The organism is Caballeronia insecticola (assembly GCF_000402035.1).
Lineage (GTDB): Bacteria > Pseudomonadota > Gammaproteobacteria > Burkholderiales > Burkholderiaceae > Caballeronia > Caballeronia insecticola.
Genome location: NC_021287.1, coordinates 2,984,686 through 3,006,913 on the forward strand (window position 1 = coordinate 2,984,686; position 22,228 = coordinate 3,006,913).

At 59.6% G+C, this 22,228-nt stretch carries 27 protein-coding genes and 1 tRNA gene; 9 read left to right on the top strand and 19 right to left on the bottom strand.

Going from position 1 to position 22,228, the window contains the following annotated elements:
* Positions 1 to 34 precede the first annotated feature (34 nt).
* The 5 genes from BRPE64_RS13880 (at position 35) to BRPE64_RS13900 (ending at position 2,461) form a co-directional block, all read left to right on the top strand.
* Positions 35 to 622 carry a phosphoheptose isomerase gene (locus BRPE64_RS13880; RefSeq protein ID WP_016346765.1) on the top strand — a complete coding sequence of 196 codons (588 nt, stop codon included), beginning with the start codon at positions 35 to 37 and terminating at the stop codon, positions 620 to 622.
* 23 nt (positions 623 to 645) lie between these two features.
* On the top strand, positions 646 to 1,449 hold the full coding sequence (locus BRPE64_RS13885) for a BON domain-containing protein (protein WP_016346766.1): 804 nt from the start codon (positions 646 to 648) through the stop codon (positions 1,447 to 1,449).
* Positions 1,446 to 1,799, top strand: coding sequence for a c-type cytochrome (locus BRPE64_RS13890; protein WP_084675746.1), 354 nt, complete (start codon positions 1,446 to 1,448; stop codon positions 1,797 to 1,799). Before BRPE64_RS13885 ends, BRPE64_RS13890 begins: the two co-directional genes overlap by 4 nt.
* 62 nt (positions 1,800 to 1,861) lie before the next feature.
* Positions 1,862 to 1,937 (top strand) — tRNA-Ala (locus BRPE64_RS13895).
* 116 nt (positions 1,938 to 2,053) lie between these two features.
* Complete coding sequence (locus tag BRPE64_RS13900; protein ID WP_016346768.1) at positions 2,054 to 2,461, top strand: VOC family protein; 408 nt, start codon at positions 2,054 to 2,056, stop codon at positions 2,459 to 2,461.
* Positions 2,462 to 2,464: 3 nt separating this feature from the next.
* Here the strand turns inward: BRPE64_RS13900 and BRPE64_RS13905 are convergent, their stop codons facing one another.
* Both BRPE64_RS13905 and sap1 read right to left on the bottom strand, forming a co-directional pair.
* Positions 2,465 to 3,016, bottom strand: coding sequence for a YaeQ family protein (locus tag BRPE64_RS13905; RefSeq protein ID WP_044041828.1), 552 nt, complete (start codon positions 3,014 to 3,016; stop codon positions 2,465 to 2,467).
* Between the two features lie 281 nt (positions 3,017 to 3,297).
* Positions 3,298 to 3,642, bottom strand: a complete 345-nt coding sequence (gene sap1 / locus BRPE64_RS33705) for a surface attachment protein Sap1 (RefSeq protein WP_044041830.1) — start codon at positions 3,640 to 3,642, stop codon at positions 3,298 to 3,300.
* A gap of 399 nt (positions 3,643 to 4,041) precedes the next feature.
* Between sap1 and BRPE64_RS13915 the strand changes: the two genes are divergently transcribed.
* Together BRPE64_RS13915 and BRPE64_RS13920 are read left to right on the top strand one after the other, a co-directional pair.
* Positions 4,042 to 4,668 (top strand): LysE family translocator, encoded by a 627-nt coding sequence (locus tag BRPE64_RS13915; RefSeq protein ID WP_016346772.1) that lies wholly within the window; start codon positions 4,042 to 4,044, stop codon positions 4,666 to 4,668.
* Positions 4,665 to 5,135, top strand: a complete 471-nt coding sequence (locus tag BRPE64_RS13920; protein WP_016346773.1) for an SgcJ/EcaC family oxidoreductase — start codon at positions 4,665 to 4,667, stop codon at positions 5,133 to 5,135. Before BRPE64_RS13915 ends, BRPE64_RS13920 begins: the two co-directional genes overlap by 4 nt.
* Before the next feature lie 136 nt (positions 5,136 to 5,271).
* On the opposite strand, the gene BRPE64_RS13925 is transcribed toward BRPE64_RS13920, so the two are convergent.
* The 3 genes from BRPE64_RS13925 to BRPE64_RS13935 all read right to left on the bottom strand — a co-directional run bounded on the left by BRPE64_RS13925 (position 5,272) and on the right by BRPE64_RS13935 (position 7,777).
* Positions 5,272 to 5,979, bottom strand: a complete 708-nt coding sequence (locus tag BRPE64_RS13925) for an SDH family Clp fold serine proteinase (RefSeq protein ID WP_198409290.1) — start codon at positions 5,977 to 5,979, stop codon at positions 5,272 to 5,274.
* Positions 5,980 to 6,131: 152 nt separating this feature from the next.
* The gene (locus tag BRPE64_RS13930; RefSeq protein WP_044041833.1) at positions 6,132 to 6,347 is read right to left on the bottom strand and encodes a hypothetical protein; all 216 of its coding nucleotides are present in this window, start codon (positions 6,345 to 6,347) and stop codon (positions 6,132 to 6,134) included.
* Between the two features lie 503 nt (positions 6,348 to 6,850).
* A complete protein-coding gene (locus BRPE64_RS13935) occupies positions 6,851 to 7,777 on the bottom strand; it encodes an integrase domain-containing protein (RefSeq protein ID WP_232519183.1) in 927 nt (308 codons plus the stop codon).
* A 932-nt stretch (positions 7,778 to 8,709) separates the two neighbouring features.
* On the opposite strand from BRPE64_RS13935, the gene BRPE64_RS33190 reads away from it, so the two are divergent.
* On the top strand, positions 8,710 to 8,850 hold the full coding sequence (locus BRPE64_RS33190) for a hypothetical protein (RefSeq protein WP_160167929.1): 141 nt from the start codon (positions 8,710 to 8,712) through the stop codon (positions 8,848 to 8,850).
* Positions 8,847 to 9,761, top strand: coding sequence for a hypothetical protein (locus tag BRPE64_RS13940; protein ID WP_044041835.1), 915 nt, complete (start codon positions 8,847 to 8,849; stop codon positions 9,759 to 9,761). The genes BRPE64_RS33190 and BRPE64_RS13940 overlap by 4 nt, the downstream gene beginning before the upstream one ends.
* A gap of 304 nt (positions 9,762 to 10,065) precedes the next feature.
* Here BRPE64_RS13940 and BRPE64_RS33195 read toward each other — a convergent pair whose 3' ends face one another.
* The 14 genes from BRPE64_RS33195 to BRPE64_RS14000 form a co-directional block, all read right to left on the bottom strand.
* Complete coding sequence (locus BRPE64_RS33195) at positions 10,066 to 10,224, bottom strand: hypothetical protein (protein WP_016346776.1); 159 nt, start codon at positions 10,222 to 10,224, stop codon at positions 10,066 to 10,068.
* A gap of 304 nt (positions 10,225 to 10,528) precedes the next feature.
* The gene (locus BRPE64_RS13945; RefSeq protein ID WP_016346777.1) at positions 10,529 to 12,607 is read right to left on the bottom strand and encodes a hypothetical protein; all 2,079 of its coding nucleotides are present in this window, start codon (positions 12,605 to 12,607) and stop codon (positions 10,529 to 10,531) included.
* A complete protein-coding gene (locus tag BRPE64_RS13950) occupies positions 12,604 to 14,646 on the bottom strand; it encodes a hypothetical protein (protein ID WP_144063355.1) in 2,043 nt (680 codons plus the stop codon). The genes BRPE64_RS13945 and BRPE64_RS13950 overlap by 4 nt, the downstream gene beginning before the upstream one ends.
* A 12-nt stretch (positions 14,647 to 14,658) precedes the next feature.
* The gene (locus BRPE64_RS13955; protein WP_016346779.1) at positions 14,659 to 14,958 is read right to left on the bottom strand and encodes a hypothetical protein; all 300 of its coding nucleotides are present in this window, start codon (positions 14,956 to 14,958) and stop codon (positions 14,659 to 14,661) included.
* Positions 14,959 to 15,692: 734 nt separating this feature from the next.
* Complete coding sequence (locus tag BRPE64_RS13960) at positions 15,693 to 16,082, bottom strand: single-stranded DNA-binding protein (RefSeq protein WP_051180350.1); 390 nt, start codon at positions 16,080 to 16,082, stop codon at positions 15,693 to 15,695.
* A gap of 444 nt (positions 16,083 to 16,526) precedes the next feature.
* Complete coding sequence (locus BRPE64_RS13965; RefSeq protein WP_051180351.1) at positions 16,527 to 17,714, bottom strand: AAA family ATPase; 1,188 nt, start codon at positions 17,712 to 17,714, stop codon at positions 16,527 to 16,529.
* Positions 17,704 to 18,609 carry a DUF7146 domain-containing protein gene (locus tag BRPE64_RS13970; RefSeq protein ID WP_051180353.1) on the bottom strand — a complete coding sequence of 302 codons (906 nt, stop codon included), beginning with the start codon at positions 18,607 to 18,609 and terminating at the stop codon, positions 17,704 to 17,706. The genes BRPE64_RS13965 and BRPE64_RS13970 overlap by 11 nt, the downstream gene beginning before the upstream one ends.
* Positions 18,609 to 18,905, bottom strand: coding sequence for a helix-turn-helix domain-containing protein (locus tag BRPE64_RS13975; protein ID WP_084675748.1), 297 nt, complete (start codon positions 18,903 to 18,905; stop codon positions 18,609 to 18,611). The genes BRPE64_RS13970 and BRPE64_RS13975 overlap by 1 nt, the downstream gene beginning before the upstream one ends.
* A gap of 10 nt (positions 18,906 to 18,915) precedes the next feature.
* A complete protein-coding gene (locus BRPE64_RS32350) occupies positions 18,916 to 19,188 on the bottom strand; it encodes a helix-turn-helix transcriptional regulator (protein ID WP_232519184.1) in 273 nt (90 codons plus the stop codon).
* A 59-nt stretch (positions 19,189 to 19,247) separates the two neighbouring features.
* Positions 19,248 to 19,940, bottom strand: a complete 693-nt coding sequence (locus BRPE64_RS13985; RefSeq protein WP_044041837.1) for a hypothetical protein — start codon at positions 19,938 to 19,940, stop codon at positions 19,248 to 19,250.
* Between the two features lie 384 nt (positions 19,941 to 20,324).
* Entirely contained in the window at positions 20,325 to 20,789 is a 465-nt protein-coding gene (locus tag BRPE64_RS13990) for a hypothetical protein (protein ID WP_144063357.1), read from the bottom strand.
* 11 nt (positions 20,790 to 20,800) lie between these two features.
* A complete protein-coding gene (locus BRPE64_RS13995; protein WP_044041840.1) occupies positions 20,801 to 21,268 on the bottom strand; it encodes a hypothetical protein in 468 nt (155 codons plus the stop codon).
* A gap of 60 nt (positions 21,269 to 21,328) precedes the next feature.
* Positions 21,329 to 21,589 (bottom strand): hypothetical protein, encoded by a 261-nt coding sequence (locus tag BRPE64_RS32855; RefSeq protein WP_144063358.1) that lies wholly within the window; start codon positions 21,587 to 21,589, stop codon positions 21,329 to 21,331.
* Entirely contained in the window at positions 21,582 to 22,154 is a 573-nt protein-coding gene (locus tag BRPE64_RS14000; protein WP_044041841.1) for a hypothetical protein, read from the bottom strand. The genes BRPE64_RS32855 and BRPE64_RS14000 overlap by 8 nt, the downstream gene beginning before the upstream one ends.
* Between the last annotated feature and the right edge of the window lie 74 nt (positions 22,155 to 22,228).

Here is a 22,228-nt window from a genome sequence, read left to right on the forward strand (position 1 = left end):
AGTGCCGCACGCCGCGGCCGATAATCGAGAGTCGATGTCAGTCGAACGTATCCAACAGCATTTCCGCGACAACGCGGCGCTCACACTCGAAGCACTCGACGCGCTGGCGGTCCCGATCGCGGCCGCCGTCGACACGCTCTTCGGCGCACTGGCCAACGGCTCGAAGATTCTCGTCTGTGGTAACGGCGGATCGGCGGCCGACGCGCAACGTTTCGCCGCGCAACTGATCGGCCGTTTCGAGCGCGAGCGTCCGGGCTTGCCGGCTATCGCGTTGACTGTCGATACGTCGATCTTGACGGCCATCGGCAACGACTATGCGTTCGAGCAGATCTTCTCGAACCAGGTGCGCGCGCTGGGTCAGGCGGGCGACGTGTTGCTCGCGATCAGCACGTCGGGCAACTCGGTCAACGTGCTCGCGGCCATTCAGGAGGCGCACGAACGCGAGATGATCGTGATTGCGCTGTCCGGCAAGGGCGGCGGCGCGCTGTCGGATGTGCTCGCCGACACCGACATTCATATTTGCGTGCCGTCTGAACGGACGGCGCGTATCCAGGAAGTCCATCTGCTGGCTATTCATTGTCTGTGCGACGGCATCGACGCGATGCTGCTGGGCGACGATTGAAACTGAAAGGGGGAACGGAGTTGATGAACAAGACACGCGTCAAGGCGACGCTGGCCAATGCCACGCTCGTGGTGAGCATGTTGTCGGGAGTCGCGTTGACGTTGCAGGGCTGCGCGCTCGCGGTCGTCGGCGCGGCGGCTGGCGGCACGCTGATCGCCACGGATCGCCGTACGCTCGGCGCACAGACCGAAGACCGCGAGATTCAGGTGAAGGCGCTTTCGCGGATCAACGAGAATCTGCCCGATACCGCGCATGTCAACGTGACCGTCTTCAACCGGCGCGTGCTGCTGACCGGCGAAGTCCCCGACGACGCCGCGAAGCAGAAAGCCGAGGCCGTGGTGCGCGACATCAACAACGTCGGCAGTATCGTGAACGAACTGGCGGTCCAGGGCGCGAGCTCGATCTCGACGCGCGCGAACGACTCGTATCTCGAAACCCGCGTGAAGACGGCGATGGTCGGCGAGAAGGATTTGCGCGCGAACTACTACAAGGTGGTGTGCGAGCGGGGCGTGGTCTATTTGATGGGGCTCGTGACGCCGGACGAAGGCGCGCATGGCGCGGATGTAGCGGCGCGTGTGCCGGGCGTCGAGCAGGTCGTGAAGGTGTTCCAGTACATCAAGCCGGAAGATGTGCAGGCGGTGGAAGCGGCAGCGGCGGCCGCATCCGATGCGGGTACTGTGAGCGCGCCGGCGGCGCCCGAGGCGACTGTGGGCACGGTGCCGGATTCGAGCGTGACGTCGCGTCCGCTGGATTCGCAGACGCCTGCGCCGGTCAAGAACTCGGACGTGCATCCGGGGAGTGCTAAACCGGCGCCGGCGGGGAAATGAGCATGTTGCGGGTGATGTTGGGTGTGGCGCTGGCGATGGTTGCATCTGGCGGGGCGTTCGCTGCGGAGCAGGTCGGTTCTGCCGCGGACGCGATTGCCATCGCGCGAAGCAATGCGTGCATGGGATGCCATGCGGTCGATCGCAAGCTCGTGGGGCCGTCGTTTCAGCAGATCGCCGAGAAGTACAAGGGCGATTCGCAGGCGAGTGCCAGGCTGGAGAAGAAGGTGAAGAACGGCGGCGCGGGCGTATGGGGCTCGATTCCGATGCCCTCGCATCCGAAGATGAGCGATGGGGATATCAAGACCGTCGTAGCGTGGGTGCTGGCGGGTGCGCCAGCGTTGCAGAAGTAGGCGGAATCGCGGCAGACGGCTTGATTTCGGGCGCGGCGGCTGTGGTAGAATTTTGTCTCGTTGGGGGGGTAGCTCAGCTGGGAGAGCGTCGCGTTCGCAATGCGAAGGTCGGGAGTTCGATCCTCCTCCTCTCCACCACGAATTCAAAGGGCTTGGCGTCTGCGACGGCAAGCCCTTTTTCATTTCCGCCGCCGCCCGCCTCATTCCCTCATCGCGATAAACTGAGCCACCTCATCAAACATGAGACGCACCCCATGCCCATCAAAATCCGCGAAATCGATCACGTCGTGATCCGCTGCGCCGATCTCGACAACATGGTGCATTTCTACCGCGACGTACTAGCCTGTCCAATCGAGAAAGAACAACTCGACCTCGGTCTCGTGCAGATGCGCGCGGGCCGCTCGCTGATCGACTTGCTGGCCATCGGCGGAAAAATCGATCGCCCGGACAGTGGCCCGCCCGGCGCGGGCCGCAACATGGACCACTTGTGCGTGCGCGTCGAACCGTTCGACGCCCATGCATTACGCGCGCATCTCGAAAAGCATGGCGCGCGCATCGGCGAAGAGGCGCAACGCTACGGCGCTGAAGGCTTCGGCCCTTCGCTCTATCTATTCGACCCGGAAGGCAACATGATCGAGCTCAAAGGAGCGCCCGAAGCGTGACGATCAGGCCGCGCCGGCCTTCAGCACGTTCCAGCGTATCGCGACGGCATCGACCTTTTCGCTGCTCAACGAGACATCGCCGTCCTGCACCATCAGTTGCAAGCGCATCGTCCGTTCGGCCAGCTTGCCGAGCGCATCGGCGACGCCATCCGCGACCGACCAGACCGTCACGTTCTGCAGTCGCTCGACCTTACCCTTCACGCCCTGCCACCAGATGTCCGCCGTCCTGCCTGCATACGCGATCACGATCACGCGGTCCGAGCGGCCGCTCGCCTTCGAGATGCGCCGCTCGTCGGGCTGGCCTACGTCGATCCACGTCTGAATTTGCCCCGTGAGATCCTTCTGCCAGAGGTCCGGCTCGTCGGTGTCCGACAGTCCCTTGCAGAACTCCAGGCGCTCATCGGCGAAAAGGCCGAACGCGGCGACGCGCATCATCATCCGCTCGTCCGTCTCGGACGGATGGCGCGCGATAGTCAGGGAATGATCGCCGTAGTAGTGGCGATCCATGTCGGCAATCTGCAGGTCTGCCTTGTAAATCGTTGATTTAAGAGCCATTCAGCGTCGATGGCCGGCGCATCGGCCGGCGGATTGGAGAGTTGAGCGGTACGGCGGAAGGATCGATGCGGCGCCATCCGTCGCGCACGAAAGCGATATTGTGCGGCGAATCGATGCAGATAGGGAGACGAAGTGACGCTCGCCGACGCAAGGTCGGTCGCGCAGAAGAAAGTCCCGATTTTAGCGGCGATTAATTCCCGCGAAATCGCGACAAAATCGAGTCACCGGCGCGATTTAGATTCGCGCCGGATTAGACAAGACGAATTACGCGATAAACCGCGTTATTGATCGATGAATCGATCCGCGGTCCACATGCCTTGCGTGTCGCTGTTGGATGCATTGACGAATTCGACGTCATGTCCGACGACACGCACCACACGAAAATGCGATTCGACCGGAGTCGAAATGCATTCGAAGCCTTCGAAATACTGCTGCATTTTCTGATGCTCGCCGGCTCTCGCATGCTGGTCGGCCGAATCGAACTTGTCTTTGGACAAGCAGCCATACGAGTTGGGCCGGAAGGTGAACGTCTGCTGAGGCTGAATAACGCTGTCCTGGGCTTGTGCGGCGGATACGATTGCGAACAAACCCATCATCGCGAAGAGAGCACTGGCGCGTTTCTTCATGTATTTCGCCTCCAAACGAATATCGTTTCGGAATTAGCTACGTATTTAAAAGCGGCTGACCGCAAAACTCATGCTAGATGAGTGCTGCGAACTTGCAAGCATAAGTTGTGTGCGGCTGCAACACGTCAGAATGTCGCAGCGCCTTAAATCGATTAATAACACGCGTGCATTGAATGAATCGATTCGAAAATCCGGCTTGAGAGAAATGAAAGGCACGTTTCGAGTGCATTTGGCTGCGACAATTTGCCCGCTCGCGCGATTTGGTGCGGTGCATTAGCGCGCCTTGCGCGAGGCCGAACATTCATGCGCCGCGAGCGCGTCGTCAAGCTGGCTGAACGGCCTATTGCCATGTGCGCGCGTTCGTGGATAAATCGACGCATCGAATCCTGGAGAACAAGCATGACCCTCACTCAATGGCTGCCGTTCGCGATCGCGTCGGCGATTCTCGTCGCGATTCCCGGGCCGACCGTTCTGCTCGTCGTGTCGTACGCGCTCGGCCACGGCCGCAAATACGCGTTCGCGACGACTGCCGGCGTCGCGCTCGGCGATCTCACCGCGATGACCGCCTCCATGCTCGGACTCGGCGTGCTGCTCGCGGCATCGGCGGAATTGTTCATGATCGTGAAGTGGATCGGCGCGGCTTATCTCGTCTACCTCGGCATCAAGCTGTGGCGCGCGCCGGCCATCGACACGGACGCCGCCCAGCTTACGGACGAGCTGCGCACCGGACGCATCATGGCGCACGCGTATGCCGTCACGACGCTGAACCCGAAGAGCATCATTTTCTTCGTCGCGTTCGTGCCGCAATTCATCGATCCGCACGCTGCGAGCGTGTCGCAAATCGCGATTTTCGAAGCCACGTTCGTCGGACTGGCGGCCGCTAACGCCTTCGCGTACGCGCTCCTCGCGTCCGGCGCGCGCCGCGCGATCCGCAAGCCTTCCGTGCAGCGTGCAGTGAACCGCACCGGCGGGGCGCTCCTGATGGGCGCGGGCGTCTTCGCGGCGGCCTGGAAGAAAGCAACATGAGTCAGGCCGAAGACTGGAACGCGAACGCGCGGCGCGTGTATTTCGGCTTGCTCGAAGACTGGAACCGGCAGGACGCCGTTGCCATGGCGGAGCGTTTCGCCGAGCGCGGTAGTCTGATCGGCTTCGACGGAAGTACGGTCGACGGACGCGCATGCATCGAAGCGCATCTCCAGCCGATATTCGCGCAGCATGCCACGCCGCTTTTCGTCGCGAAGGTGCGCGAGGTCAGACGCATGGCGAATGGCCAGACGCTGCTCGTGCGTGCGGTCGCCGGAATGTGGCCGCGCGGCGCGAACGAACTCGATCCGCGCTTCAACGCGATCCAGACGACGCTGCTCTCGCTCTGCGACGGGGCTTATCGAATCGAGATGTTCCAGAACACGCCTGCCGCGCTTCACGGGCGGCCCGATGAAGGCGAGAAACTGAGCGCGGAGTTGCGTGAGATCGGCAGGCCGCCGGGCGTCTGAGCTTACTTCGATGCAGAAGCTATTGTTCAGGCTGAGAAGCCCTAAATCCGGGTCAATGAAGCCACGTGGGAATTTTTGTGTCCCAAAGTGTGTACCTAAAACCGAAGTCGTCTTTGTGAACGACCCCGGTTGGATGCTAGCTTGACATTCCCTGCGGTGCTGCGATCGAACTGCTGACCGCTGTGCCTTCGAACAACTTCCACACGCGATGAGTTTTACAATCCTGTTCGCACATTGTTCGGAGCAACCAGATGCGCTGCCAAAGATCATCCTCGGGCGGGAGGTGCGCGATCTTCAATCCCAAATCGGCTGCTTCTCGAGAGTCAATGACCGATCCATGCGAGTGGTAGTGATCGCGCGTCGAAATCTTATTCACGATTTCCTCGATCACCTTAGGTTCGGCGCCTTTGAGCATCCCACTTGTAAGGACGGCGGTGGCCAGCTTCTTCGTTTGCGCAACAGCCAATGAGGCGAACCCAGCGATAAGCGGCGGGTGCTTCTCGGCCGATTTGAGGATCAGGTCGGCAGGTACTACATTGCCCGGCCCGAGTACGACGTTAGGGTCGATGGGGCCCAATTCCGAATGCACCCCCATCACGATCTCGCGACCAGTTAGGGCAATCACGGTGCCATTGCTTTTTGCTCGCCGTGGCACGATGACACGCAGATCCGTGGTCATCGCAGTCAGGATTGACACGATTTTCTCGGTCGCATCGGTGTAGCCGCCGTTCGTTTCGAGCATCAGGTCGACCGGCTCGCCCTTGAGCGTGCTCAGCAACTCAGCGAGGTAGGTATCGTCGTTGGGATCTACCTGCGCATTCGTCGAGCAATCTGCGTAATACACGACAAAGCGCCGTTTCGTAACGGCCTCGATGTCTCGGATGAGCAGTTGCCGGAGATAACGGTCTTTGTTGTGGACCCAAAAAAGAGGGGACTGCTTCGGTAGAGCAGTCCCCCGTGGGAACAATTCGTTTGTGTCGGACATTGCCTAGAGGGTCACCATGTGCGCAGGTAAGCGTTGGCCGAAATGACGTTCGGTTCGTTGTTAGCCTGCTCCAACAACTTTGCGGCCTTCATGATGTCTACTTCGGACGTACCGCGAGCTTCATACACGTTGCTCCCGACGTAGTCCCCTTGGGGGGCCGGATTAAAGAGAGACGGGTAGTCCAGTTCCCGCAGTGGTAAGCCGAGCGAGGAAGCGAGGAAATTCATGTTTGACCTCAAAAATAGTTCGCACTGGGTCGAGCGACTAATTGGTGACTGCATTAACGGCACGGCGGCTAGAGACTTGAGGCCGCGTCTAGCCCACTTCTATACGGACCAAACTGTACGGCAAACGGTTCCCGCCAGCAATCCCGTAATGCCGTCGTCTGTTGTTCCGGTCTCAAAAAAATATCATACGAGTCATGCGGTTATGCACTTTTGCTGAGAGACTAGGCAAGCTTTACCGATAGCCAGAGTATTCGTCGCCTCATTTGTCTTGCCTCAGCTAAAAATCGGGCTCGGCTGACGATCATCGCCAAGACAGAGAGGGATCGCAAAGGTACCGGTGTATCTCGTCGTTCCTCCAGACTGTTACACGACTAGAAAGCCGGATTGGCCTTGGGGCGCGGCCAGACCGGTACATTTGGCGCCACGTTTCCCGGCACACGCCCACGAACGGCGCGATCTGGCTCCAGCGCGAATGGCCGACAAGCGGGAGCGTGTTCGCGTGCCTATGCATGGTCTGCTCCCGCCAATTCCTGTTTCGCGTACACCGTCTCAACCCAGATGCCCCGTCCGTCTCCATGGCCTAGCCACATAGACACGCCCGCGGCGGCTTCACGTCGACTGATGCCCGAGCCCTTGAGCCTTCGAAGGTGTTCGCAGGCGTATGCGTAGCGGAGGCTGTGGGGCGCAATCTCGCCGCGCATGCCCGCCTTGCGTACCACATAGTGATATCGCTCCATCGCTTTTTTCAGATCGGGCTTACGTACCAGGCGGCCGTTCGAGCGTCGGGCGAGATCCATTGCCTCCTGCACCAGCTCGGCGGCATGGGCACGATCCAGAGCCGGCGAACGCCGCGTCTTGCCGCCCTTCGTGCCGTGAATGACGATCACCATGCCGTCGCCGACCGCATTGGTCAGTACACGACTCCAATCCGGCAACGACGGCACGCAGCGAACCGCTTCCTGTGCGCGAAGACCGAATTCCATTTGAAGCCTTAGGACCATGGCGACACCTTCGTCGATCATTTCGGCGCAGGCGATGTATCGCTGCGCTTCCTCAGGTGCGAGGGGCCGCTTGGTGCCGCTCCGGCTTGCTCCAGCGACGCCTACAACAGCGTTGCTCATACGGTCGGCGAACGGGCGCCGGCCTATTCCCTCAAGCGCCGTGCGGATGTGCGCCATGTTGTTGGCGATCGTTCTCGGCGTCAGCGAGCGCTCCATCATGTTCGCTACCCATGCCTCGATGTGCTTCTCTTGAATCTGGCCCGTCGCATGAATCTGGAACCCTGTCTGCCAGAGAAAGCCGGCGAACCGCGCAAGGGAAGATTCCCTGGCGACACGCGTCAGATGACCTTGTTTGCCCCTCGCTTTGCGAGCTGCGCGGCTCAGGTCGGCCGCAAGCGATTTGTGAGACATCTCCACCCCATCAGCCATGCGCGAGACTCGACCCCAGTTGCCTCCCTGCGAAGTCACTTTGAGCCGCAGGAGCGGCCGGGAGGCAACAACGGGGGCGCGAGCCTCCGAATGGTGAGTTTGTGAGTGTTCTGCCTCGGCAAGCCGGTGCAGCCCGTGTGCGCGAGCGATGAGGCTCGGGCACTCGGGAGATCACTTCATCCCCGTTGTTGTGTGACTTGCGGCTGTGCGATCAACCGGGTCGCCAATCCCGGAAGCGCGAAGAGTTGAGGCCGGGGTCGGCCGTAGGCAGTTGGAGGCCCGAAATCGGGCGGACGACAAAAGGACAGTTGCGTATGAGGGATGACGGTCGAACGACCGGGATGAGGAATTGCAAGATGGGGCCTGCGCGGCCGCAGCAGAAGACGCGCGCACGAATGCACGGAAGGGGGGGCGAGCTTTGGAGAACAGGGGAAACAAACAAGATAGCCACAGTGCAGGGCGGAGCTCGCATCCCTTCAGGATGCAAGAGCCCCTACCCCAGTAGCCCGAGTTTGTAGGTCGATGCGTCATAGACGCGAGAGTGCGGCTAGATTAGTTCCCGATCAGCCGACTTGCAAGCGACATCCGACGCCAGTCCCAGAGTGGCTGTCAAGATTCCAGAGTGACGCAACTGACTTTTCAAAATGCGTGAAGGCGGGACGGTCATTTTGCAGAGTGATGCCGATAAAGCCACACGTAGAGGCCATGCTCTAAACAACGGGTAGTCGATACGGTTCGGTGATCGAGTCCGCGGTTTTTTCAGAGGCGGAAGTCAGGTTTAAGTTTTTTAAGCACATTCCGATAAATCAACGAAAGACGGGCTGCGGTTCTCGGCCCACAACTATGCCGCCCTGCCAAAAAAAAGGAATGTGTCTATGGCGAAACGAAGGCAACACCGATTTGGACTCACACGTCACGCATCGAAAAAAAGCATGTCCGAGCTTTCCAGTCATCACTCGGTCACCGTCAGCGATACGATCCAGGCGCCGCACGACGAGGAGTCCAGCAGTCTTCCGCGCGTTGCGCCGCCGCAGGCTCGCCAAGATTCTCAGACCGTGAAAAGAGCAGAATGAGTTCCAGCATCAGGATCAACCACGCCTTATACGCGCCGAACTGGGTTTTCGACGCCGAGAACCGGGTTCGCCCTAACGAGGCCGAGACAGTAACTCCGCTGGATTATGCGGAGGACATGGCCGACCGGATTTATTGTCCCGAGTGCTACACGCCGATCTCTCGCTCGCCCAGAGAAAAGAATTTCTTCTCCAATGGCCGCTCGTGTTGCTTCACGCATCGCTCTACGTATCGCCATGTTTTCTGCTCGCTTCGCACACCAGTCGCAGACGGCAAGAAATATCTGTCGGAAGAAGATGCGAAGCAGGCCATCGCACATGATCAGCTTGCGATCGTTCATTCCTTCATGCAAGGGAAGCCTGTCGCACCAGATACGCCGGCAGAGCCTTACGATCAAAGTGCAGTCGAGGAGCAAGACGGGCCGATTGCCGCGGTCCCGATCGGACGGCACCGCGGCGAGACGTTCGCACTTCCGAGCAAGATAACGACGGTGGCCGGGCTCTGCCGACGCTTCGACGTCAATCTATTTAAATATCTCGTGCTTCCTGGCGTCGATGTCGCCCGGAAACTAAGTGACGTGCTGGTAAACATTGCGACCGTTACCGAGGAGTGTGACGTTCCGCGACTGTATTACGGGACCATTCAACGGTCATGGAACGCTGGCCAGTTTTCGAGGCCCGACAATATCAGAATGACGCGATTGCGATCCCATCCGCAGATCCCAGACTTCACGATCAAAGTGCGGGCTGGTGAGCAGGAAGAGAAAGGAATCGACGATCAATCGGTGGGGCGCCTCGTTCTGTTCTGGGGGAAAATTACCGCGAACGGCGTGGGCTTGGCGGCTTCACGGCTGGCGTGGGGCGAGTTTGCGTTGCTTCCTCGGAAGTACGAGAAGTTGTTGGCCGTCCAGTAAGCGCAGACGGTGATTTCGACTTTTCCGGCGAACTCGGCCGCTCGTGAGGTGACTTGCTGGTTCGTTTCGCTCAGCGCAAATAGCCGGCGCACGTAATTGCGCGTGCGCCTTGTCCTTGATGTCACGGCGCCGGGATTGCAATACAAAAAAAGCCCGTCGCGCGGACGGGCCAATTTTTGAGAGGGTGAGCGCGATGCGCTGCGCTCCTGCGTATGTTCACCATATACCCCCTGTTCGGCAACGCCGGTTTCTGATTTTCTGTATTTCAATCGGAGAAACGAACTATCGCCTGCCGCGCCATGCATCAGTGCCGTTTCTCGTAGTGGTCGCCCGTGCGCGCGTTTTTGTAGTGGCCGCCTTTGTGCGATGAGCCGTGTCCACCCACGTAATGGCCGCCGCGTGCTTCAGCGACGACCGGAACGATGAACGAAGCGCAGATCAGCACGGCGATGATTTTCTTCATGAGTTCTCCCCTGTTAGGCGATCGCGTCGCTGGTATCAGCGACAGACGCGATGTCGGCACGTCGCGGAAACAAATTGATCGGGGGAAACCACGAATCCCAATCGATATGAAGTCGGAGCGCTCCGAGACACTGGCCTCACAATCGACGAGAATTAATAAAAGCGCGCTGAGCAGTGGCCGTAAACTGCATATTCCGATACCAGAAAGAAGAGCCCCGCGCGTGGCGGGGCTGGAGAACTCCATGAACCTGCAGTTTGCAATTGTCGCGCTCGGTCCGATTGGCTCGATCGCCATCTATCACGCATTACGGGGAGCCGTTGGCGCCATTCGTCGCCTGCGCACGCGCAAGAGCGTTCGCTAGAGCCGCAGTCGGGATCGGATAACTCGGCGTCGGGGTCGCAGGCGCATTGCTCAGCGCTGCGGCAAGCGCCCGCGTGACGAACATCCGGTTCTGCGCGCCTTGAATTAGCGGCCCGACGTACGGGATTTTCTTCACGCCTGCACCGAGAACAGAAGCGAGCGCCGAAGCCGTATTCGACGTATTGACCGGCGCCGCACTCGGGAAACTGTTCATGTAGCCGCCGACCCGACCTATCGTATGCAGTTGCGCGATCTCGTCGGGCGAGTAAAAGGCCCCGAGCTTCGTGTCGCCCATATTGCGTAGCGCGTTCGCATAGGGCACCGGGCCAAATTTCGCGTCGCCGGCTGGGTTTGCGCCAAATCCCGCCTGGGACAGTTGGCCGCCGACTTGATTGCGCAACTCCTGAAACGTATTCGACTGATTATGCTGCTTCAGCAGGTCTGCGAGCGACATCACGTCGTTTGTCTTTCCATTGAGCACAAAGCGACGCACAAAGTCATCAGGCGCGACAGAGCCGTTCGACGCAGCTTCCAAAGCGGGTATCGAATCCTGCAGGGCGAATCGCTGCGCAGCGAGTTGACGGGCCGGAGCGTAGACGCCGCCTTGGTCATCCGCCGAAAGAACCGCGTTCTTCACGCTGGTTCGCAGCGTCGCGAGGGCCGCGTTGGTCGCCGGATCATTGCTTTGGTTCGCGTTGATCACCTTCAGCAGATTCTCGGCGTTCTCGATGGTGAATGTCTTCTGCTGCGTGCCGCCCATTAGACCGATCTGGTTGAAGTTGTTGCGCACGCCGCTCGGTACCTTGTCGCCGAAGTCGTTCAGAACCTGAGCGTAGTCCTGCGCGACGCCCGAGAGCGGGACGTCTAGATTCTTGCCGCTCGATGCGCGAGCTGCGTCATACGCGGCCCGGACGTTCGATGCCATCTGCTCGTCGATGGATTTCAGCGTCGTCTGAAGCTGCGTCCCGGCCGTGTAGGCATCGGACGGCCGCCCGGAGAGCCCGAACAAATTCTGTTGAAGCTGCGTATTCTGCGTGTTGAAACGCTGCGTAAGAGGTGCCCCCACCTCCGGGATGCCTCGAATATTCATTTCCTGCGCATACTGCATCGGATCGCGCGTGATCTGCCCGAGCGTCGGCTGCATGCCGAGATTCCGGAAGTCTTGCGAGCGCACCGCAGCAACCGGACTCACGCCCGGATTCTGTTGAATCTGCGCCGCGACCTGTTGCTTCAAGGGATCGATCTCGGTCGGGGTAAAGAGTGCGCCGCCTTGCGGGCCGAGGTCCGACACGGCGCGATCGACACCGATATCAGCCTTAGTTGCCGCAGCAGAAGGACTCATCGGCGGCGTGGTAAACCGGCCGGCCACGTTGCCAAATGCGCGTGCCGTTGCGGTCAATGCAGATCCTGCGCCAACACCTGTTGCGCCGCCGAGAACGCTGCCAGCGACTTGCCATGCGGGATTCAGACCCAGCTCCGCAGCCCCTTGCGAACCGGCGCCGGCGCCAGCGGAACCGAACAGTTGCATGCCGGGAGAGATTTGGAGCCCGCTTCCGATTGCCGACGCCACCGGTGACGCGGACCGGGACAGCACACCGCCCATCCCCATCGAGGTCGGCACACTCGCCATGCCAGCCGCAGCGTTTTGAACAATGCGTTCGGTCGGCGTCTGCGGTTGTGGCAAGCCAACCGCATTCATTCCCTGATGGATCGCGTCGGAAGGCATCGAGAGTTCAGGTATATGCGCCCCGAGCGCATTCACACCGCGAATCCCTAAATTGACGCCCGAGTTCAGAGCATTCCCGACCATCGCCGGAAGCGCTGTGATGCCGCTCACGCCCGCGCGCGCGGTCAGTCCGAGTTGTCGGCCGAGTTGATCCACGAACGAAGGCTGCGACGTCTGCGATTGCGGCCCGGCAACTGGCGTCGTGGGCGTGGCATCCCATTGCGACGCGAGGCCCTGCGACGGAGCGCCGGGGGCGCTCTTCACTTGGATAGCATCGAATTCGTCTGCAAGGCTCATTTCAGCACCCCCAAGGACGTCAGCGCGCGAATCTGCTTCCCGAACTGTTGCTGTTCGTCGGACGTCATGCTCGCCTTGAATGCCTGCCGCTGCTGCGGATTCATGTTCTGGAATTGCCAGATGCGTGGATCAGCGTTTTGATCGAAGGTCATTTCCTTCTGGTTGTACGTCTGCGGGTTGCGCGAGTTGTAATCGCTTTGCAACAAACGCGCTTTCGCCTGCGTCATTTGGCTCGCGCCGACGAGATTGTCGACCGCCTCACCGATCGCGCCTTGAGTCATGTGAGCGTTCGGATAGGCCGACTGGAGAATCGAGCGCGCAGCGTCAGTTCCGAGGCCACCAGTCCCGAGACGCGCGACGATCTGATTGCTGTACTTGTCGAGCAGGTTGTTTGCCGTGACTGCATCGATGGCTTTTTCGCTGCCAGCCAGCGAAAGCAGGCCATTGACGTAATTGATCCGATCGGACTGCTGGCCGAGCGCCGCCTTCGACGCCAGTCCACGGATGTTCTGCAGGTACGAGATCGTGTTCTGCGCTTGCGAATTCGCTTCGTTCAGCGTCCCCCATTTCTTCGTCAGGTCGGTCTGAAGATCGGTCTGACCTTGATTGAACCCCGGTTGAGGCTGCGCGTAGATCGCGCCGCTCGTTGATTGCGACGACGCCACCGGAGCCTGCGACGGCTGTGATGCGTTGCCCTTCTGCGACGGTGCGAAGACGTTCGACGGACCGTTCTCGTGAAGCATAATGGCTGTGGCGATCGCTTGGCGCTGAGCCGGATTCGTCAGGTCGACAGGCGTGTTCGGTCCGATGCCAAGGCGCGTCGACACGTCCTTGATATACGCGGGCGCGTTCGGTGGCGAGCCGACCCACTTGGTAATGACGCCGCCGAGCGTGCCCGTTCCGGTCTGACCGGCGTAACTCGCGAGGTTCTTGTCCATCGCGACAAGGCCGGTCTGCATGTCCGGATATTGAGCGACCGAGCCGCCTGGAGAAACTGCACCTGGATTATTGCTGCGCAATGGAAGCGGCGCAGATCCATTGCCTTGGGTCGCAGCCGCGGTCCGATTCGTAACGGGCAACGGATTGCCTTGAGCGTCGACGCCCGCATACGGAATCGCTCCGCCTTCTCCCGCGGTTTTGGCGAACGCCATGCCGCCCTCAAGGTCCGCCGCCCCGCCGATGCCAATCTGATAAGGCTGGCCGGCCTGATTGAGCTTCAACGAGCCATCCGAGTTCGTCGCCCACATACCCCCAGCCTGAGGCGCGGGCAACGTGTAGCGCGTGCTGCCGTCCGGCATCATCAGCGCGCCGCCAGGGCGTGCGGAGATGGGCGCGATGTAGTTCGCTTTGGCAAGAGACTGCTGAGCGACTTGCCGGCCAAGCATGCTGTTCGGGTCAATGCCGGCCGCGCGAATTTGCGAGACGATCTCGGCCGGTTTGTATGCTTGCGACTGCAGATCCCAATACTTGCCTTGATTGCCGAAGAACATCATCGCGGCCTGCTGAATCGGAATGCCGAGCGGATTCAACGGACCTCCAGGGGCAAGCGCTCCTTGCCTCCGAGGTTGCTGGCTCAACTGGTCAGAAACCCCTGCATCCCCAGAAACGGCGTCATACCCCCCAGCAGTCCCGGCTGTTGTGCCGGGTTGGCCTGCTGGGGCTGACTGAAGAGGGGAGGAACTACCTCCGTTCAAGTCTCCCAGAGCATTACTCAAAGCCCCAAGACGCAGTTGTTGCGGCGCATTGTCGCCGGTTGCCCAATCCATTTGCTGCTGGCCGAGCTGGTTTTGGCCCTGCGCCGCGCGTTGCGCCAACGCATGCGCCAAGAATCCTTGTGCGACCTGCGCAACGGGTGCGAGAGCTGACGTATGCGGCATGACCTGATAGTTCTGCGATCCACCAGAGCCAACCATCTGCGGCTGTGGCTGCCCCTGCATCGCATTTTGTGCGAGGGCATTGGCAAGCGCCTGCTGCCGCTGAATCAGATAGGCGTTCCCCTGAAACTGGGGCGCCACAAATGGATAGGACGAGTCGGCCATGCTCCCTCCCGATTAGTGTTTGACGTGGGAAATTTCGATCGGCTCAGGAATGCCCATCGCAACAATCTGCGCAGCCCCAGAGGCAGACGCAAGGGGCGTGTCAGACATCGCCTCCGCCAATTGACTGCTCATCCAGTCATGGATTTGAACGATATCGGCGCCAACGAGCCGGAGATCGGCTTCGACCTGATGGCCTGCTGCCGCTCGTTCCGCCGATTGGACGATCGTGGCAAACATAGAGCGCAAGCGCGCGCCGGCCATGTCGATGATGTTGAGCAACTGCTGCTGACGCGCTTCTTCGACGGTTTGCATGAAGAAATCCTCGTTGGTGAATGGTGAATTCAGTTTACGAGGGCGCCGCGAGATGATCTTGGCAGAAAACCAATGGCGAGTTTTCTGCCTCGCGTCTAACGTTTTATGGCATCCGAAAATTCAGAGCAGGCGCTCCCGGTTGCGCATTGCGATTTTATGGACTAGGCAAACTTAGGAAGCTTCAACCCAACAAATCAACAACCCCCGCTGATGGCGAGATCGGAGAATATTCACCGCGCTTCAGGATGGCGCGGCCAGCCTTTGCGTAGTTGTTGAGCTTCGTCGTGATCTGCTCTCGCCGGCCCAACGAGACCGAAATTCCAGTCTGCCTTTCGTGAGTATCGAAGGAGGCAAATACGAAGGTCCGAATGCGAGAGTGCGCGCTATCTCGAACCCGGCCCACCGGCCTCATTACGATGCAATTCGCGTCGATCCATAGATCAATCGAGCCGCCTGGAGCTGACGCAAGCGCCCACGCGACCCATTTTCCGCGTAGATCCGGGTCGGCCGGACGCCCAACGCGTGGTGCAGGCGTCGACCGTCGCAACATCAGCGCGTTTGACAACGAAGCCACGCGCTCGAATCGCTCGAGCTTCGCTTCCAACGATCGAATACGACCGACGAGTTGTTCAGCGTTGAGAGAAAGGAGTGGATCGTCAGCGGAATTCCCCTCTCGCGCGCGTGCGCGCGTACTGGTGTCATCAAGCGATCGCCCGCTTGTCATGTCTCGCCTCTCAGAAAGACAGATCGTCATCGGCCATCGCGGTTTCGCGCGGCATTCGGTTTGAGCCGTCGGACATCATCGCTGCAGCTTTCCGCTTACGTGTCACCTGATAAGCCGTCAGAACCGTCTGCGCGATCATGCTGACCTTCGGCCTCACAGAGCCGTCGCGAGCCTCGTACGTGCCGATCTTGAGCGTTCCAGTGAGCGAGACGCTATCGCCGTCTTCCAACGCGAGCAGAGTCGCCTTCGCCGAATCACTGAATGCCACCACGTTGACGAACAAGCTCTCGCCATCACCGTCGGCGGCGCGGACGTTGTCCGTCACGAACGTCTTGCCGGAGTTCGAGCGTCGCTCTTCCGCCGTCTTGAACAACTTTCCACCAACCAACGCGTCAATCATCGTCACCTCCCCAAGAAAATGCCAAACCCACGACGAATTCTGTATGCGCAATCGTCGCCTCGATTCGCCCCACCGGCTTTGTGCGGTTTCCCTTCATTTCGGATCTCCCGCCTGCATAAGCCGCCAGAGTTCACGGCGTTGCGATTCGGCCGCTCGATCCCCGAACTTCCCGCGAACCCGCTCGACAATCGCTTTCGCAGGCTGATAGTCGCCACGTTTCCCGGCGTGCACAGCTTTCGTGAATTCGCCCCAAGACTTGAGTCGATCGTCTACATTCGCCATTTTTCCGTCACTCCGATCGCGGGCTCAGACACCCAAAATTCAGACCCCGGACACCCCAGACCCCAGACCCCACCCCTATAGGGGTGTGGGGTCTCTGGGGTTTCGGGGTTTTTGTGTCCCCGGAGCACTGGGGTTTGCTGGGGTCTGCTGGGGTTTCTGGTGTCACCGAAGCCATATGAACTCCCCATCGAAGGCGTAGATTTCGCGGGCGATCATCCGCTGGATTGCCCGCCTGGCGCGGTTCTTACGGCGATTCACCTCGCAAGTAAGGACGTTGCTGGCTGCCTCCACTGCTTCTTCCAAAAAAACCCCAGGGCGGCTTGGGTGGCTGGGGTCTTTCCCGAAGACTTTAGACCCCAGCAGCAATTTTCCGATGGCCTCAAAAACGAGGATTTGTTCATCGCCTTTTGGCTTTTCCGGGGCCCAGTTCGGGGGCGCGGCAGACGGGTTAATTACGCAACTCGTGACTGGATTGCCGTCTTCATCGTCGTCGAGTTCGATCCGATCCAGTTGGAATTCGCAGCTCTCGCCATCGGCGTCGTCCTTTGATTTGGCAACCGACCAATTGCGTTCAACGCCATTGCGGCAGACCTCGATCGAACTATCCAGCGCAGCGAGCAGGCTGCTATGGCCGCGCAGCCCTTTACCGTCCGTTTTGCCGGTGTGGTGAACGAGGATCACGAGGCCGCCGAGAGTTGCCTGAATCGCCTTTGACGCAGTGAGTACCTCGCTCATGTCCTGACCACTGTTTTCGTCAAACCCGGGGGTGGCTTGCGCCAGCGTGTCGATCGCGACCACGCCGTCTTGAACGCCGGCAAGTATCAGCGCTTCGCAAAGCCGCTGAACGTCGCTTAGCGATCTAAGATCGACTGGCTGAGACATGACAACGTGCAGCGCATCAGGAAGAGCGCGGCCATTGTGAATTGACCAAGCTTTCAACCTCTTGCTGATGCCGCCTTCACCCTCCAGGCAGACGTACGCCACTGGCGCGGCTTTCACGCGCCTCCCGAACCAATGGCCTGCGCCTTCTGCAATGGCGATACAAATGTCGAGCAGCAAGAACGATTTGCCGCCTCCAGAAGGCCCATAAAACGCGGCAAGACCGGATTCAGGGAGGACTCCGTGAACCCTCCATCGCATTGGTTTGGTCGAGAGAACATCGGAAGCTCGACGCACAACGTAAGGAGGCTCGTGATGTCCACCCGCTCCGTCGACACTTTCCAACTGAGCGACGCTTGTAGGCACGCTGTTGCGCTCAGAAATCTTGGGGACACGACGGCCGTTCGCGACAGCCAAAAGAATCGCGTCGGCGCCGCCTTCCATCGCAAGATCATTGATGTCACGCCCCATTCGGCACCTCCACGAGCGTAACGTCACGATCCGCAAGCGCCCATCGTTCGCCGCACGCCTCGGCGGCGCGCTGACCGGCGAGATCAGCGTCGACGGCGATTGATAGAGCGTCGATTCCAGGCAGCGGAGGCAGCTTGGCGAGATTGCCGGCGTCGATCAAAGCCCAGACTGGCCGAATCGCTCTAGCAAGGCTCAGAGCTGACTCGATGCCTTCCGCGATTGCTAGACTTTGGGTGACAGCTTCGTCCGGCCAGAGACGAATGGCGCCGCCTGCCTTCCGGTGCCCGCCGAGCAACATCCGCGGTGGTTCAACATCGGCCTTCGTGCCGTCATCTCTTATCCACGTGCGATGCAGGCTGATGGGGGACCCGGAAATAGCGTCTGTCACCAGTGCCACGAGACAAGGGCCCGTTACGCCCACCGGGTGTCGCGCGGCCGGATCGAATCTCAAATCACCATCGGAAGGCGGCACCTCGCATGCGCGGGCTTCGAGATATTCAAGCCCGGCTTCGCGAATTGGGCCGAGGGATTCCCAGTAAGCCAGCCAGCGCGGATCAAGCGTCTCTCGAATTTGCCGCTCTCTATTCGCCTCTAATTTAGAGGGCAACGCTTTGATATCGCGAACCATTTTCGAGCTGACTTGCCAGCCGTCGTCAAGCGCCAAGCGAAACAGCGTCGCGGCACCGATACCGCCCGAAGCCTTGAACGAGCGCCAAACTGCGCGCGTTTCGCGTTCGCCGCCGTAATTGGCACCGGACGAGCACCAGTCGATCCAATCCAAGATTTCGAGCCCGGCGCACTTGGCGGCCATTCCGATTCGAACCCAAGTTGCGCGATCACAGCCGGCGTCGAGATGAAAGAGCGCGGATCGAGCACGATCGATTTCGTTGAGCATTAGACGGCCTCCCGCATCAAGTGATAGCGCGCGACACGGTGTTCGCCGCCCTCGGGAGTGATTTCGTGCGACCAGACAGTTGCAATCTCGTGACCATGGCGGCGCAGTTCCATGACGCGCGCCGCCGGGTGCATGACGTCGATCAGATGCCGAGCGTCGAGAGTGGACAGAGAGCCGTGATGACGAAGGAATGCGAGGATTCGTACACGCTGAGCTGCCGCACCATCGCTATACTTCTGCTTGAGGATTTCTTTGGCCGCGCTCTTTGGAGTCGCGGCTTTTTGTTTTTGGGCCATGTTGAGCCCCTTACGCAGCGATCGACTGCGCTTGATATCCTGCCGGATCTTTCATCCAGCGATGGACTTCCTCATTGCTGTAGACCGTGCAACGCTCGGTCCAGCGCTGAGGCTGCGGGGCGCGGCCGGATTTGACCAGTTTGCGCCACGTTTCGCGGCTCACCGGAATGAATCGCTGAAGTTGGCTCCAGCGCGAGAATCCAACGGCGGGAAGAGTTTCCCCGGCTTGGCTAACTTCGTTATTGGCACGCATGCTTTGCCGCTCCTTGGCGTCGTTTTGCATGCGTCCATTAAATCTTTCGGCGGTCCCGTTCGTAATTTGCAATCACGCAGGAAATTCGCTCAAGATTGCAAACCCTTCACTCGAGAGGCTCTTATCAACAGGTTTCGGACATCCGAGTCGGCGTAAGCCGTGCCATAGAGGGCATTGGTTGCGGTTGCGATGACCGCGTTGAGGACTTCGCCATATACCAGTTGATTCCGCTTCGCCATAAGGCGGATAAAGCGAACCGCGTCGGCGTTTGCGCCTTGCTTTGCGTGGGCGACGGTCTCCACCTGTTCGATACTTCGTTGGAGAATATTTCGCACGAGATCGGAAGCCGGCAAAAGCGAATCACCTGCGGCCGCGATGCGCGCCTGATTGCTCTCTCCGAAGTCCTCGAATACATAGAGGCCGTCGAAGACTGCACCGTTTAGCTGGACGAGATTGAAGTCGAGATCATAGGCGGCAAAGATCCGCGAGATCTCATCACTGATCTTTCTTAATCGTTCGGCGATGTTTTTGCGGTCGGCCGAAGATGCGGATTGGTGACGCGGCAAGCTCAATGCTTCGGCGACCCCCGCTAAGAACGCCAATACCCAAAGGCCGTCGTCAAACTCAGGCGCGTCAGCGGCGTAGGATCGTCTTTCGAGCGCCACCCACATCTTCACGCACGCCTCGTTTGTCGTCAGGCGTTCGAGAAGTTCAAGCGTATTGATTTCGTTGGCGCGCGCGAGGCGGTCGCGCTCCAACAGCACGCCTCTCGGAAGGTCCATCGCAGCGATCCCTTTTCGCTACCCTAATTTGGAAGCCGCGCCAACGGAGTAGGGTGCTCCGCTTTTGCCCCGTCGAGCTAGGCGCGGCTGTCTTGGCGTAGTGCGCTTATTGACAGATGCGCTGCCACTGATACTGTCGAGCGTACGGGTTCCAGACCTGTCGCATCTGGCAGTTCGTCGTTCCGAGAGGGGGCAATTGCGGCGACATGAGCGGCTGAATAGAGGGAGACTCGATCGGGCATATCGCCGGGCCACACAGGGGCGGAAGTTCCATCGCGCTCGAGCAGATCGGCCTATTTTGACCGCCCATACATCGACACTCGCACTCTGCATGCGCCCCGCCTGTCTGAATCCCGAGCAGCAACAGGAGCAGCAGACTCCGTCTCATGAAGTCCTCCGGACGATTGCAAACCCGGTAACGACCCAGCCTATGGCGCCAAGGATCGCCGAACCAATTGCTGCGAAGATCAAGTAGGCCTGAACGTCGCCCCAATGCCTTAATCGAACAGTCGCTGGATGGCTTGAAAAGTAACCGTCGAGAATGCGCTGGCGCTCTTCGAAGCGGGCCAAAATTTCCCCGGTGGGGACGTTGATATCCTTGGGCTCACGCCCAGCATCCGCAAGCAGTTCATCAAGCGCCGAATATTGACGAGGCGTCACAGATGGATGCTTAAGGCTCTCGAGAGCGAGCTTCTTCCCTGTGTCACGCTCAAAAGCAGTCGCTTTCTGCTCGTCAGTGAGCGGCACGTCCGTTCCGATTGCCGCCGCGGCTGCAAGCCATAGAAAAACAGCCACCCACAATATCGCCACTACGTTGATCAAGACCCCGATTCGCCTGATTCCTTCCATGTCAGCCTCCCTCAAAAGCTGTCATCGTTCGCGGCGGCGCGTGGCTCGAAGCGACGCATCTGCCAGCCGCGGATCTGCACCAGCGCGCGAGCCCATTCACTTGGCGAAAGAATGCGCCAACTAGGCTCCGGCTGCGGCCATAGCCGCTTCACGCGGAAACTCTGGATATCGTCCCAGTTCGGCGCCGTTGGATTGGCGGCCTCAGATGGTGTATAGAGCGCCACGTACCCTGGAACATTAGCCAGCATCGCAAGCTGTTGAAGGACGCCAGCAGCCTTCTCCTGCCCGATGTCGCGTGCGACTTCAACGAGAGCAAGAGGCGTCTTTCTGCCGTAGTCGTACTCCGTAAACAGGACCGAATCCAGATCGGCCATCGTCAACGATTCCGCGTCGCTGGCATTCAAGTAACGGCCGATCGATTTTGCGCGGTGCCATACCCCGTAGGCACGATCCCGCGTGTCGTAGCGCTCAGTTCGCATGAGCGGCTCCAGAAAAAAAGTGCGGTCGCAGCCAAAGCGATCGCGAAGGTTGGTCTGTGGTTATCTTTTGTGTTTTTGAGCGGCGATAGCTCGAGCGGCCATCACAAGGTGGTGGCTCACCTCATTCAGGACGCGATTCGCTTCCGATAATTGCTCTTCGAGCGTGAGCAGACTCTGATCCTGTTGCTGGGTTCGCTGTTTCCGCTCCCAGCGCTCGCGATTGAGCATCGGAATTTCACGCGGAGTTGGGCCGTGTCGCCTGGCATTTATCACGGGCTTGCAGTCAAAGGCAGGATGCTGAAGAATTTTGGCGTTATTCATGACTCGGCTCCAGCTTCTCCGCGTATGGTGCGACGCGCAGTCCCATCGATTCGATATGCTCGTCGAAGGAACCCGTTCTCATCTCCCCTAGATTCGCAAGTATTCGGTCCATCTGCGCACCGATGATTGGCAGCATATTCGTGGCCAACACTGCAAGCTGACGTTCGGCTTCACATCCAGGCATCGAGATAGCCTCGGTCGCTAGGGCGCACAGACATTGAATTGAACCCTGTGCGGTGTCTGCCATACGTGCAACTTCCCTGAGATCGACGGGGAAGGTCTGTTTCGGCAGAGTGGTGTCGTTGCTTGCTGAGCCGCTTTTATTTATCCGCGATCTATCGCTGGCTTGCTGTAGATCTTCGGCAAGCTTTTCCGCCGACCCACGCAAATCGACCAATGTGCATTTGATTGGCTGGCCGCCAGGCTCATCTTCGTCCATGGCTTCGGTCATGAACGAGAGGACGTTATAGAGCGAGTACGCGCGCCCTGAGAAATCCATAAGTTCCCGAGTGTTGGCGTTCGCGGGTACGAGCGGGATGGACCCTGTAAAATTGATCTCAGCCATGATTCAAGCTCCTTAACAGCTTGGTTTGTGGTCAGGCGGCCTTGGTGCTCGAACACCTTGGCCGCCGCTATTCC

Bases quoted from the DNA above. Each gene is read 5' to 3' on its own strand.
- BRPE64_RS13880 (WP_016346765.1), top strand. From the start codon at position 35: ATGTCAGTCGAACGTATCCAACAGCATTTCCGCGACAACGCGGCGCTC.
- BRPE64_RS13885 (WP_016346766.1), top strand. From the start codon at position 646: ATGAACAAGACACGCGTCAAGGCGACGCTGGCCAATGCCACGCTCGTG.
- BRPE64_RS13890 (WP_084675746.1), top strand. From the start codon at position 1,446: ATGAGCATGTTGCGGGTGATGTTGGGTGTGGCGCTGGCGATGGTTGCA.
- BRPE64_RS13900 (WP_016346768.1), top strand. From the start codon at position 2,054: ATGCCCATCAAAATCCGCGAAATCGATCACGTCGTGATCCGCTGCGCC.
- BRPE64_RS13905 (WP_044041828.1), bottom strand. From the start codon at position 3,016: ATGGCTCTTAAATCAACGATTTACAAGGCAGACCTGCAGATTGCCGAC.
- sap1 (WP_044041830.1), bottom strand. From the start codon at position 3,642: ATGAAGAAACGCGCCAGTGCTCTCTTCGCGATGATGGGTTTGTTCGCA.
- BRPE64_RS13915 (WP_016346772.1), top strand. From the start codon at position 4,042: ATGACCCTCACTCAATGGCTGCCGTTCGCGATCGCGTCGGCGATTCTC.
- BRPE64_RS13920 (WP_016346773.1), top strand. From the start codon at position 4,665: ATGAGTCAGGCCGAAGACTGGAACGCGAACGCGCGGCGCGTGTATTTC.
- BRPE64_RS13930 (WP_044041833.1), bottom strand. From the start codon at position 6,347: ATGAATTTCCTCGCTTCCTCGCTCGGCTTACCACTGCGGGAACTGGAC.
- BRPE64_RS13935 (WP_232519183.1), bottom strand. From the start codon at position 7,777: ATGGCTGATGGGGTGGAGATGTCTCACAAATCGCTTGCGGCCGACCTG.
- BRPE64_RS33190 (WP_160167929.1), top strand. From the start codon at position 8,710: ATGTCCGAGCTTTCCAGTCATCACTCGGTCACCGTCAGCGATACGATC.
- BRPE64_RS13940 (WP_044041835.1), top strand. From the start codon at position 8,847: ATGAGTTCCAGCATCAGGATCAACCACGCCTTATACGCGCCGAACTGG.
- BRPE64_RS33195 (WP_016346776.1), bottom strand. From the start codon at position 10,224: ATGAAGAAAATCATCGCCGTGCTGATCTGCGCTTCGTTCATCGTTCCG.
- BRPE64_RS13945 (WP_016346777.1), bottom strand. From the start codon at position 12,607: ATGAGCCTTGCAGACGAATTCGATGCTATCCAAGTGAAGAGCGCCCCC.
- BRPE64_RS13950 (WP_144063355.1), bottom strand. From the start codon at position 14,646: ATGGCCGACTCGTCCTATCCATTTGTGGCGCCCCAGTTTCAGGGGAAC.
- BRPE64_RS13955 (WP_016346779.1), bottom strand. From the start codon at position 14,958: ATGCAAACCGTCGAAGAAGCGCGTCAGCAGCAGTTGCTCAACATCATC.
- BRPE64_RS13960 (WP_051180350.1), bottom strand. From the start codon at position 16,082: ATGATTGACGCGTTGGTTGGTGGAAAGTTGTTCAAGACGGCGGAAGAG.
- BRPE64_RS13965 (WP_051180351.1), bottom strand. From the start codon at position 17,714: ATGGGGCGTGACATCAATGATCTTGCGATGGAAGGCGGCGCCGACGCG.
- BRPE64_RS13970 (WP_051180353.1), bottom strand. From the start codon at position 18,609: ATGCTCAACGAAATCGATCGTGCTCGATCCGCGCTCTTTCATCTCGAC.
- BRPE64_RS13975 (WP_084675748.1), bottom strand. From the start codon at position 18,905: ATGGCCCAAAAACAAAAAGCCGCGACTCCAAAGAGCGCGGCCAAAGAA.
- BRPE64_RS32350 (WP_232519184.1), bottom strand. From the start codon at position 19,188: ATGCAAAACGACGCCAAGGAGCGGCAAAGCATGCGTGCCAATAACGAA.
- BRPE64_RS13985 (WP_044041837.1), bottom strand. From the start codon at position 19,940: ATGGACCTTCCGAGAGGCGTGCTGTTGGAGCGCGACCGCCTCGCGCGC.
- BRPE64_RS13990 (WP_144063357.1), bottom strand. From the start codon at position 20,789: ATGGAAGGAATCAGGCGAATCGGGGTCTTGATCAACGTAGTGGCGATA.
- BRPE64_RS13995 (WP_044041840.1), bottom strand. From the start codon at position 21,268: ATGCGAACTGAGCGCTACGACACGCGGGATCGTGCCTACGGGGTATGG.
- BRPE64_RS32855 (WP_144063358.1), bottom strand. From the start codon at position 21,589: ATGAATAACGCCAAAATTCTTCAGCATCCTGCCTTTGACTGCAAGCCC.
- BRPE64_RS14000 (WP_044041841.1), bottom strand. From the start codon at position 22,154: ATGGCTGAGATCAATTTTACAGGGTCCATCCCGCTCGTACCCGCGAAC.